10 protein-coding genes are annotated in these 11,124 nt (G+C 67.7%); 1 reads left to right on the plus strand and 9 read right to left on the minus strand.

Translation table 11 applies throughout. From position 1 onward, the window contains the following. Positions 1 to 172 precede the first annotated feature (172 nt). The 9 genes from ABTY04_RS39090 to ABTY04_RS39130 form a co-directional block, all read right to left on the minus strand. A complete protein-coding gene (locus ABTY04_RS39090) occupies positions 173 to 454 on the minus strand; it encodes a hypothetical protein (protein WP_352218190.1) in 282 nt (93 codons plus the stop codon). Positions 455 to 772: 318 nt separating this feature from the next. Further along, positions 773 to 1,231 carry a hypothetical protein gene (locus tag ABTY04_RS39095; RefSeq protein ID WP_352218191.1) on the minus strand — a complete coding sequence of 153 codons (459 nt, stop codon included), beginning with the start codon at positions 1,229 to 1,231 and terminating at the stop codon, positions 773 to 775. A 112-nt stretch (positions 1,232 to 1,343) separates the two neighbouring features. Next, entirely contained in the window at positions 1,344 to 2,324 is a 981-nt protein-coding gene (locus tag ABTY04_RS39100; protein ID WP_352218192.1) for a hypothetical protein, read from the minus strand. Between the two features lie 6 nt (positions 2,325 to 2,330). Continuing rightward, positions 2,331 to 4,622, minus strand: coding sequence for a DUF6571 family protein (locus tag ABTY04_RS39105; protein ID WP_352218193.1), 2,292 nt, complete (start codon positions 4,620 to 4,622; stop codon positions 2,331 to 2,333). Positions 4,623 to 4,632: 10 nt separating this feature from the next. Continuing rightward, complete coding sequence (locus ABTY04_RS39110) at positions 4,633 to 5,007, minus strand: hypothetical protein (protein WP_352218194.1); 375 nt, start codon at positions 5,005 to 5,007, stop codon at positions 4,633 to 4,635. A 227-nt stretch (positions 5,008 to 5,234) separates the two neighbouring features. Continuing rightward, entirely contained in the window at positions 5,235 to 5,405 is a 171-nt protein-coding gene (locus ABTY04_RS39115) for a hypothetical protein (RefSeq protein WP_352218195.1), read from the minus strand. A 209-nt stretch (positions 5,406 to 5,614) separates the two neighbouring features. Continuing rightward, positions 5,615 to 6,529 (minus strand): hypothetical protein, encoded by a 915-nt coding sequence (locus ABTY04_RS39120; RefSeq protein WP_352218196.1) that lies wholly within the window; start codon positions 6,527 to 6,529, stop codon positions 5,615 to 5,617. A 1,027-nt stretch (positions 6,530 to 7,556) separates the two neighbouring features. After that, a complete protein-coding gene (locus tag ABTY04_RS39125; RefSeq protein WP_352218197.1) occupies positions 7,557 to 7,901 on the minus strand; it encodes a helix-turn-helix domain-containing protein in 345 nt (114 codons plus the stop codon). Further along, positions 7,898 to 9,064, minus strand: a complete 1,167-nt coding sequence (locus tag ABTY04_RS39130; protein ID WP_352218199.1) for a tyrosine-type recombinase/integrase — start codon at positions 9,062 to 9,064, stop codon at positions 7,898 to 7,900. Before ABTY04_RS39130 ends, ABTY04_RS39125 begins: the two co-directional genes overlap by 4 nt. A gap of 373 nt (positions 9,065 to 9,437) precedes the next feature. On the opposite strand from ABTY04_RS39130, the gene ABTY04_RS39135 reads away from it, so the two are divergent. Beyond that, positions 9,438 to 10,658: a DNA sulfur modification protein DndB gene (locus ABTY04_RS39135; RefSeq protein ID WP_352218198.1), complete on the plus strand. Its 1,221-nt coding sequence runs from the start codon at positions 9,438 to 9,440 to the stop codon at positions 10,656 to 10,658. The last annotated feature ends 466 nt before the right edge of the window (positions 10,659 to 11,124 follow it).

Raw genomic sequence — 11,124 nt, forward strand, 5'->3', positions numbered from 1 at the left:
CGTTCGACATCGCCTTCGACGGCCGCCTCTCCGCCGAACGAGTGTGAGCCAACCAGATCAACGAGAAACCTCTACGCCAACCGAGTGGTGAACACTGCTTTCGTGATACTCCCGACGACTACGCAGATTCAATGACCGCCGACAGTCGTGATCCGTGGACTGCGTGGGGGTGTCAGCTCCCCAGCTTGCTGAAGGCCCAGCGGAGCACTTCCTGATCGGGGTGGTCGCGGCCTGTACGTTCGAGCGCGGTCAGGGTGTGGGCGGTGAGTCTGGCCCAGTTTCGGAAGTTGCCGTGTGCCGCGTGGCGGTCGGCGAAGGCGATGTCGTCGGGTTCGGTCCTGGCCCAGATGGGGTGGTAGAGCGGGATGACCTGCTGAACTTCCTGCAGCGTGAGCTTGGTGATGTGCTGCCAGATGAAGATGCGGGAGGAGAGCATCGGCTCTTTCCGCAGCACCGTGTGTGCTCCCTCCCTGGAGGAGATTTTCGTGCCGACCTTCGAGACGCTCCCCGCTTCACCACCGACCTCCAACACCTCACCCCCGCCCAGCGGCGACGCTTCCGCCGCGTCGTCCTCGAAGCCTTCGTCCCCGCCCTCCGCACCGGCCGGTCATTCCGGCCCGGCTTAGTTGAAGCGCGCGGGTTCACTGAATCCTGGAGCTGGAACGGACGGAACCCGCACGCCGACCCCTGGTTCGACGAGGGGGCGTACGGGTTCCAGGTAGAAGGAATCATGGTGATCGGCGCTGTAGACCAGGCCTCGCAGCAACTCCCCTCACGACAGGTCGGTACGTCCCAGCCATGCCGGTTTCACCGGCACGCCATCCTCGTCGCGCTCCACCGCCACCGACGGCGACGGCGACGGTGGAGGTGGCGGTGGTGGCGGGAACTCCGGCGTCGTGGCCGGCAGCGCCTCAGCCCCGACTGGCTCATCGCTGACCCGTTCCGCTGGTGCAGGGCGGTCCGTATCGTCCAAGAGTTCGGCAGCGGAGAAGCGGGTAGCGTGGGACTGCCACGCGCCGTCGACAACCAGCAGAAATCCATCACCGTCGCGGAAGAGGCGGCGACGCTTGGGGCTCCTGGGGTGCTCCGGCGTGTAGGCACGCGCCCGCCTCTCCAGCTCCGCCAGAGCCACCTCGCGCCCACCCTCCACGTGCGCCATCACGTAGGCCTCGGTGTGTTTACGCTCCCCCAAGCCGACCGTTGTCTCCAGGATCAGTCCCCACGTCGCCATGGCCCTCTCCCTTCCCTATTTCCATCGAGCAGAAGCAGAGCGGCAGATAATGCGTTTCTGCTGGCCTTCCTCGTCAGCGGGCCGCTAGGTTCCCCGGTCTCCTTCGCCGTGGTCACGGTATGGGGCAGCCGAATTTGACCCTTGCCTCCTTGGTGAAGGCGTTGAACAGGTCGCTCGGGGCGGATGCGCCGGTTCCGAGGGATTCGGTATACCGGGGGCCAGGCTCCATGGCGAAGTAGGTGGCCTTGCCGGCGCAGTCGGACAAGATGTGGGTGGCATCGAATCCGTGCCCGGTGAATCCCTGGGACTTACGGATGCCCTCGATGACGGCCGGGTCCCGGGTCACCGAGAAAGTGGCGTAGGCCGCCTTCCCACCCTCGGCGGTAGCCGTGCCGCAGGACCAGCTGACGTCGGATACCTGAACGGTCTCCATACGGACTCCCGGCGCGGTGAAACCAGGCAGGCCACACACACCGCTGGCCACGGCCGGGCGCTGGCGCATCACCGGAGCGATGCGAGCCGGGGCCGCCAGCGGGGCGGGCGGAGTGCAGCCAGCGCGGTCGCTGACCCGGTTAGCTGTGCCGGTCAGCAGCCCGACCAGCTTCGCGGCGCCCGCGCTGTCCGGTGCGTATGCCTCGACCAGACCCGCCTGGCGGTCCGTACAGGCAGCCGGGAGAAGGACCCAAGCCCGGCCGGAGGCAGCGCCGCCGCCCGGGAAGAACGACACCGCCGAGGCGTCGGGCCAGCGGCCGCCGGTAAAGGCAAAGTCGCCGCGCTCGCTGGTTCCCTGGATGTGGAGAGTTTGCTTGTCGGAGCCCGGCAGCGCCACGGCCTTGCGCTCGATGACACAGTCGAACTGGGTCTTTCCGTCGTCGGCGCCGGACCGCGGGCCAGGGCGGTCAGAAATCCTGCCGGCGCCCGTGAGTACGGCCTCGGCAGACTCCGCAGTCACCACGCCCCCGCAGAGGGCCGAGTCTCCGAACGCGTTGGTGTTCAGCCACAGATGCAGACCGCCCAAGGCGGCCACCGCGGTGACGGCGACGGCCAGCGTCTTGCGGGGGAACTTGGCTGCCCGCTGCGGGGTGGTGGTCATCGCGTTCTACTTCCTCGTGCGGAGCGCGGAGTACGCGTCCTCGCGGCCGGTGATGTAACTCTGCTTGGCCTCGCCCCTGGCGTGTTCGTGCGCCACGGACCCATTGGCGCCCTGCCCGGTCGCGAAGGAGTCGATCAGGGAGTTCGTCGCGCCCACTCCCGCTGCGGCGTCCGTGCTCTCCTTTTTGAGTGCCATGGCCTCGTGCTCCGCCGCGACGTCTTTGGACCATTCGTAGGTGGCGGCGTCGATCATTCGCTGCGCCGGATCGCCGATGACCGGGAACTGGGTGATGAGGCCACCGAAGCCGTGATAGCCGTACCGGGCGGCGTCGTTCATATTGCCGATCTTCGTGTCGCGGTCGTCGAGGGTGATATCGGAGCCGATGGCGTTCATGGCTCCGAAGACCTCGCCGACGTGGCGGGCCCGGTTGTCCCAGTCGCCGACGACGTTGCCGGCCTCGCCCGGTCCGGCGGGCTTGGCGTGGGTGAGGTAGTCGGCGGAGTATCGGCGTTCCGATTCGTACATCACGTCGTAGGCGGTGATGGGCTGGCCGGTGGGGCCCGTTCCGACCTCGCCGTCGGCGACGCCGCGCATGACGCGGAGCAGGCTGTGCTTGCCGCTGGTGATGCTGGACTCGTCGCCGTGTGCGGTGATGCCGTCTTGGCCGACGGGGCTGCCGGGCGAGGTGCCGCTGAGGATGGAGTGGGTGTCGGCGGTGTAGTCGACCAGGGCGCGGCCCAGGGGCGCCTTGAGGTTGTCGGCGATGGTGTCGCCCTTGCCGTCGGCGTCCAGGACGGAGATGGTCTGCTGCATGACCCGCGCCTCGGCCTCGGAGTGGTGGCCGTAGTTCGCCGCGGCCACACCCGGTTCGCGGCCCGTGGTGGAGGCTTCCAGTGCCAGGCCGAGACCGGTTCGGGCGTCCTTCCCCTCGGACTCGAGGTCCCTGTTGGTCTCGAAGTTGCCCTGCCACACGGGGGTGTCGTCGAACTTCCAGTCCCGGTCCTTCAGCAGGTACTGGAGGTTGTCGTTCTTGCCGTCGGGGCCGGGGTCGAAGTAGGAGGTGGAGGCTTCCGGGTTCTTCGACATGATGCCAAGGACTCCATCAAGGGGATCGTTGGCGAACCAGCCCTTGTTGTTCCCGCCGAAATCACCGTTGAGGTCCCAGATGTTCGGGTCACCCCCCTGCTTCTTGTCCTCGGCCTTGCGGATGTCCGAGGCCACGTCGTGCAGGAACGGGGTGGAGTAGCCGTCCCCATTCTGCATCAGGGTGACCAGGCTCTGGTAGCCGCGGACCTTCTGGCCGTGGTCCCTGCTGATGGCATTGGGGGAGTCACCGATCTGCTTGAGGTCGTAGCTCTCCAGCCCAGCCTTGTTCAGCTGCGTGCGGAAGTTCTTGTAGAAGTCGGACTTCGGGTCCTGCATCGCGTTCGACAGCGAGTTGGCCAGGCCCTTCTGCAGGTCCAGGTAGCGCTGCTTGTTGCCCTTGTCGTCGCCGTACGCGTGATCGTTGAGCTTGTTGGTGAACTTGAGTGTGTTCTCCGCACCCATCCCGTTCAGGAAGGTCTGGGTGAACTCCGGCCGCGAGGAATTGTCGCGGAAGGAACGATTCAGCTCCGCGTAATCAGCTTCCGAGACCTTCCCGCCGCTGTTGATACGGGTGGCGATGTCCTCGGCGTTGCGGGCTTCGTAGACTTCGATGTCACCCTGGGCGCCGGCGTTGAATCCGTTGAGGGTTTCGTCGTTGCCCTTGCCGAGGGCGTCCTTGTTGCTGTCGACGACCACGGCTTCGAGGGCGATCTTCACACCCTGGTCAGCCTCGGAGACGGCCTTTACACAGTCGTTGATGTGCTGCTGCCACTTGGCGACCGCAGTGCGGATGCTGGTCTCACCATCCGGGTCATGATGGATCGCGCTACGTTCCTGCGGGGTGAGCTTGGCGTAGTCATAAGCGACGTTCCCTTGCTCCGAGACCGTCATGCCGGCTTTGATCGCATCGTCCCGCCCACTCTCCACTCTCTTCTTGAGCTCGGTGAACTGGCTGTGCGCATCGCGCAGGAGGCTGGCGACGGCCTTGGCCTGGATCTGCGCCGCGGAGTACTCGTAGCGGGTGGCCGCGAAGCTCGTATGAGCGACCCCGACGCTGACCCCAGCCCAGTTCTGACCCATGGTGATCTTCTGGACGCTGTCGCCGTAGCGGGTTTCGACCTTTTTCAGCTCACCGGCCATGGAATCCCACTTGTCGGCGGCCGTCGTCAGCAGGCCCAGGTCCGTGGTCATCACTTCGTAGTACGTCAGCATCTGTTTCCCCCTAGAGCCCGTTGAGCTTCGACTGACCGATCGGCCGGAACTGGTCACCCAGGCCGATGTCGTTGCGTACGAACAGTCCGGAGGCGCCGCGCAGAGCGCTCTTCTCGGACCCGAGGCGGCCCATCAGGACCTTGACCTGGTTGTCCCAGGTATCCGCGACCTTCTTCAGGCCCGGGGCGGTGTCCCAGCCCTCGAAGCCTTTCACGGCGGTGTTGGTCGCCTCGTCCGCGTGCTCCGTGGCCGTCTTGGTGTTCGGTTGCAGCTCAGTCTCGATCGTGTTCGCCGCCGCCGTCTTCTCCGCCGGTGTGGACCCGAACGTCCCCGATCCCCCAGGTGCCAGTGGCCCTGCGGGAGCGCCCGTGCCGTTCAACCTCATGTCCACATGCTGACCCACCGCGCCGGGCGCCTGACCCCACTCACGATCGAAATCCCCCGACATGTCATGCCCTCCCCTTCGCCCGTTGCCTTGATCATAAGCAGGGCCAAAACATCTGCCAGAGCAATCAGGCCTCTGCCACGTTCAAGTACGACGGACGCCGCCGACTGACATCCGTTGCATAGGGGACGTTCACATGGTCCCTGGGAGGCTGAGCGGCGCGCCGGCTACCGGGGCAGCTTGGTCGTGCGCTCAGGGTGGGCGACGGTGACGTAGTGCATGGCGGTCTTCTCCTTGATCCCGAAGAGCCTCATCAGCCTGAGAGGGTCGGCGGTTTCGGCTGCCTCGTTGAGGATGCGGTCCTGGCGCAGGCGGGCCAGGGTCAGCCCCTGGGGCACGTCGTCGCGAAGCAGGGTCTTGCTGACGGCGGGGTGGTCGGGGTCGAGCGCTGATCTCTGGCTGACGATCAGGCGGGGGTTGGTCGAGGCGGGCCAGCGGCGGTGGCGGTAGTCCAGCCAGTCGGCGGCGATCCGGTGGGTGAGTTCCTCCAGGTAGAGGGTGTGCCGTAGGAGGCCGCGACGGATGACGAGGGTGCCGTGTGCGAGGTTCAGGCGCGGGCCAGGATCGTGCGGAGTTCGTGGACGGGCACGGCGTGAACGGCGGTCAAAACGATGATGAGGCGCCCGAGCGGCGTCTTCGTCTGCTGCAAAGCGCTGGCCAGCAGGTCGCTGGGGACCGGCTTCGGGATCCCTGTCGGGTTCCCGACGGGCAGGTGCTGGGCGGGGTCGCGGAAGACCACCCGTTCGCGCTTCAACGCCTTGAACAGGCTGCGCAGGGCGACGGCGAGCTGCCTGCGGGCACGCCCGGAACGGCCGTCCACGGCCGCCTCGATGTGGTGCCGAGTGACCTCTCGAAGCGAGAGCACACCTGCCTCAGCCCAAGCGGTATGCACAGGCTGGAGAGAGGCTAGGTAGGGGCGGATCCCGGCGTAGCCGCGGACCTCGCCATGGTGGCGGCCCCGGCTCCGTATCACTTTCACCCACTGTCCTACCTCGTCGGCGAGGAGCTCCGGCAGCGCGGCGAGGGTGGTCTCGATCCACGTCAGATCCACGTCGCGGTGGAGGTCCGGGTCCTGGAGGAGTAGGTTCCGGTCGCGCAGGAACTGGCAGACGGTCTTGGCCTTGAGACTTGGGCCGATCCGGGCCAGGTCGTGGACGTCCCGCTCGGAGATGGCCGTATCGGCGCCGCACCAGTAGACGAGGATGCTCAGGGCGCGGATGTTGCTGTTGTGGCTGGGAGATTGCCGCTCGTGGAGAACCTGCCTGAAGTCCTCCACCAGCCGTGCGGCCGTCCCCGTCAGCACCAGCTCGGCCGTGTTCCGACCCTCGATGCAGGTCAGCAGCCGCGCCCAGTCACGCCGGATGGCAAACAGCTGCTCTTGCCCCGCAGCAGTGTGTGCCGGAGCGGGCGGCAGGCTCGGGTCGGGTAGTTCGTCGGGCGGCCCGGAGGCGCCGTCGGACACATTGATCAGCAGCTGCGTGTACCGGGATGTGGCGGGCCACGCCTCGTCGAGGAGACGGTATGGGCGACAGCCGCGGCAGCAGCCCCTCCGCAGCGGGAGGTCTTCTCGCTGGCAGCGGGCGCAGGTGCTGCGGGCCAGCTTCTCGCGCCAGTGCCGACAAGGGGTGCAACGGGAGCCGTACTGGCCGGCTGGCATCCACGCCTGGCAGTCTGCGCACGACCGCGGGGACCGGGCCCGGGGCGACCGGCGGGTCACCGGGTGTGTGGCGGGCGTGAGACGGCCGGTGCGGAACAGCCGCAGAGGTTCCGGCTCGGAAGCCAACAGCCCTGCACGTTGCAGGACAAGGCGAATCGTGCCCCGGCTGTCGGGCAAGTCCCTCAGGAGTACCTCGGGCATCAGGCAGGTGCCTTCGGCCGCGCGGACCGCCAGCGCAAGGCGGAGCAGCGCAGCCTTCCTGTACTGGTTCCCACGACTCAGCCCGCGTTCGGCGGCGATCTCCGCCAGCACGACCTGAGCCTTCTCCCAACCGGGCACCGGCCGACCCGTGAGAGCCCGCACCGTGTCGTCGGTCAGAGTCCTGGGGATCGTGAACAGCGGGATCTGCCCCCACACTCCCGGCTCCAGCACAGCAGGCCGCTGTTCGACGCCCGCGCGCTGCTGCTTGAGCCTGAGGCTCCACACCTCGCTGTTCCGCGGCCCCGCGCCGCCAGCCCGGCTCAGCGGGCGGGCCGAGTCCGCACGGTCGTGATAGACCCCGACCGTCAGCTGGAGATCAGGCGGCCCAGCTCCCTCGACCCCGAGGGCCCACTCGGCGTCGTCCAGTAGCCGGATCGCCTGCAGGCACGAACGGCACAGCCCGTCCGCGTTCAGCAGCCTCTCGTGCCGACACCGCGGACACACCCCCCGCTCACGGTAGTTCTCCCGCCAGTGCCTGCACCCGGCACAGATCCGGCTCCGGTCCAGCACCACCCAGCCCAGACAGTCCACACAGCTCCGTGGCGTACCCCTCCCCGCCGCCACCGGGCGCTCAGCTCGGCGGAAGCAAGCGCGGCCCGCTTCCCCTGCGAGTGCCCGGCATCGGCCGCACCGGACCCGACGGCAGCTCTTCGCCGCCGGCCGTCCGCTCCACCGCGCCCGGCACCGCCCCGGTTCCGGCAAGGGGTTCGGCCTGAAGCAGGTCCGCGACCGTACAGCCCAGCGCGGCGCACATCAGGTCAAGATCCTCCAGACGCACTGTGACCGGCTTACCGCCCCACAACGCGGCCACCTTGCTCAGCGAAGGGTTGAACCCCACCTCCCTGAACGCGGCCAGGACCTCCGTCGGCCGCCACAGGTCCCGCTGCGCGGCCACCATCCGCAGATTCCACTTCACCTCAGGTTCCCCCTGTCCATCACCAGTCGTTGAGCGGCCCGGGAGCTGGCCGCCAGGTTCGCGTGCTCCGGATCGGCCTGCGCGGTCGCCATGTACCGGAGCGTCGTGGTGGCCCAGGCGTGCCCGAGGACCTTCTGCACCTCCCACAACGTCATCCCGCGCTCGTAGTTGTGGGTCGCGCACGCATGCCTGAGAAGATGCGGGAACAGGTCTGTGACCGGGCCGGTCAGGTAGCTCGCGGCCGCACCGTGCAGGGCCCGACGGAACGTCGAGGGCACGATCGCCGGCGCGATCGGCAGGTTCAGCGCCGCGACCGCCGTCGGCTTGCGCTCCGACGGCCACAACGGCGCCCGCGGATGCCCGGCATCGTCTCCGAACTCACCCCGGACCTGCTCGATGTACCACCACAGCAGGGCCCGGCCCTCCTGGAACAGGTACGCCTCCCGCGGCCGGGGCCCCGAACCGCTTGCCCCCTTGCCCAGCACGACGAAACGGCCCCACTGCCCGTGCTCCCAGTGCACGTCCCCCATGCAGACCCCACACAGCTCCGCCGCGCGGACACCGGACAGGTAGGCCATCTTCGTCATCACGTAGTCGCGGCAGGCGACCAGGTACTTCCGCGCCCGGGGCAGATCCTCGCGCCAGCTTCCGAAGAACGCCTTCATCGCGGCCTGCGACGGCGGGACCCGCAGCCCGAAATCACCACGGTGACGCGGCCGGTTGAACGGATCGATCGGCGACTCCACCACGGCGCCGAACCGGCTCTTGATCTCGCCCGCGTACCGCTGCTCCAGGAACGCGAAGTAGCCATCGATCTTCCCGATCTTCGACCGCATCGTCGACTGGGCCCGCTTACCCGGCCCGGCGAAGTACCGGTCAACCTCCCTGGACGAGAGCTGCCACGGCACCGTGCCGTAGAACTCGCAGACCTCGATCACCGGCTTGATCAACCCGTCCAGCGTCGCCTGCGCCAGCCCCGCCGCGTCCCGGGCCCACTGGTACTCCGAAAGCGTGTCCAGGAAGAAGCTCTCCTCGTCAACCGCCGAGATCCGCGCCTGCCGACGCCGCTGGAGCGTCACCACATCAGCGAGCCCGGCCTCGACCGACACTGCGGCCGGGTCTACCGGTCCACCCGGCTCCGGAACGGTGCGTACGAGCGACAGCGTGCGACTTTCGAAATCCGACACAACGCCGCAGATTACGGCTGCCACACGCAGAATCTGCGAGTTACTACCGAGATCCCACACCAACGAGTGAACCGCCCCAGCACGCCGATCTACCAGCCGAAATGCAGCGTCGACGGGTCCGGCCGCCGCGAACGAACCCGCACGTACTCCACCAATCTGCATTGAGTTGCACCGACTCCGCGACCACGCCTGCTTCCGGTCCGCGCGGCGGCGATCCAGACCGTCGCGGGCACCCGCGTTCCGGAGGGCCATCCATTACTTCTTAATTACCGTCACATGATCTTGTTGAGTCCTGTAACTTCTTAACCGTCAGGACAACTTCTAGTTCTGCGAGTTAGGAGTTATGGACATGTCTCTGTCCGTTGACCCCAGCCGCCTCAGCGGCGTGAAGCGCGAGAGCACCTACCTCGCGGTGCGCTCGATCCAGGGCGGCCGGGAGGTGTTCAGCGTTCGTCTTCCCCTGACGGACGTCACCGCGCTGTTCCCGCTGCCCGACGCGGAGAACCCGGACGAGGACAACCGGCGCGTCAACCTTCGCCACGCGAAGGAGTTCGGGATGTACCTCGCGAATCCGCGGTGGGTGGCTCCGGCGCTCCTCGTGCGTGACGCGGGCGGCTGCACCTTCGAGCCGCTGAAGGGCTCCAACGGGGAGATCGGCTACCTGACCATCCCGTGGACCGACTCCGGCCTGTCGCTGATGCTGACCATCGACGGGCAGCACCGCATCCTCGGGATTGACCTGGAGATCAAGCGGGTAGCCCACGAGATCCAGGGCATCGACCGTGCGCTGGCCAAGGGCGGTCTCAAGCCCGACCGCGTGGAGAAGCTGAACGCGGAGAAGGAGCGGTTCGTCGCGGAGCTGGAACGGATGCGGTCCGAGTCCATCGGCGTGGACATCTACCGGGAGAAGGACGGGGCGCTGGCCCGGCAGATGTTCGTGGACGTTGCCGACAACGCCCGGGGCATCTCGGCGGCGGTCCGGTCCCGGTTCGACTCCTCCAAGGTCGCCAACCGGACGCTGGACCACGTCATCCGGCACGCGCTCCTGAAGGGGCGGGTGGACATGGAGCAGGACCGCATGACGAAGGGCAGCCCGCACCTGATCGGTGCGAAGCACGTCGCTGACATCACTCGCGGCGTCATGTTCGGTACGGGCCGCACCAGCAAGGCGAAGGAGGCCGCTCTCGAAGACAACGAGGTGGTCGCCGCCGTCCTGGACTTCCTCGACTGCATCACGGAGGCGTTCCCGGACCTCGCCGCCGTCGCCGACGGCACCCTGTCCCCGCAGGTGCTGCGCGAGAATTCGCTCCTCGGCTCCGTCGGCATGCTCCGCGTGCTGGCCGCGGTGTTCCACAACCTGCGGGCGGCGGGCGTGGAGGCCGAGGCCATCACCGGGCACTTCCGAAGCCTCGCCCCCTCCATGGGCGCGCCGGTGCAGGAGGTGTCGATCTGGCGAAAGGACCCGAAGACGTCGGAGTCCTTCGAGGTCGGCGCGTACGCGCCGGTGATGCGTCAGCAGAACATCTCGTACATCGTGGAGGCCGTCACCGGCTGGTACAAGAAGCGCTGACGCTTCCGCCTCAGCCCTGCGCCCGCCCGGTCACTGACCGGGCGGGCGCCGTCATGTGTGGGGACCCGGAATCACGCCGACCATCGGCTTCGAGGCGTACGTCGCCCGCGCGTAAAGAGGGTGCGGGTCGCCCCCGGCGTCTACGAGCTCACCTGGGCGCCGGACCGGCGCGCTGCGTGGTCGTACGGACGGGAGCTGCGCCACGGACGCCACATCCTCCGCGGGGCTTGTGGAGAGCCGGATGCGCTGAGAGGTGCATGTCCGGTTCGGAAGGCGGCCCGGGGAAACGGGCTGGTGGCGACACCAGCACTGCGCCTCGGGCCGACCTTACGTCGTCCTGGTGCACGGCACCGAGGCCGACACCGCGGCACTGAGCCCTTTCCAACCTGGCTGTGGCGTCGGGGTGTTGGTGGGCATGGGTTGTACGGAACGACGAAGCTCCTGGTAGACGGGTTCTCGACCAAGA

The sequence above is a fragment of the Streptomyces sp. NPDC097981 genome, assembly GCF_040302565.1.
Lineage (GTDB): Bacteria > Actinomycetota > Actinomycetes > Streptomycetales > Streptomycetaceae > Streptomyces.

Coding starts and splice junctions, on each gene's coding strand:
- ABTY04_RS39095 (WP_352218191.1), bottom strand. CDS start 1,231: ATGGCGACGTGGGGACTGATCCTGGAGACAACGGTCGGCTTGGGGGAG.
- ABTY04_RS39100 (WP_352218192.1), bottom strand. CDS start 2,324: ATGACCACCACCCCGCAGCGGGCAGCCAAGTTCCCCCGCAAGACGCTG.
- ABTY04_RS39135 (WP_352218198.1), top strand. CDS start 9,438: ATGTCTCTGTCCGTTGACCCCAGCCGCCTCAGCGGCGTGAAGCGCGAG.
- ABTY04_RS39105 (WP_352218193.1), bottom strand. CDS start 4,622: ATGCTGACGTACTACGAAGTGATGACCACGGACCTGGGCCTGCTGACG.
- ABTY04_RS39110 (WP_352218194.1), bottom strand. CDS start 5,007: ATGAGGTTGAACGGCACGGGCGCTCCCGCAGGGCCACTGGCACCTGGG.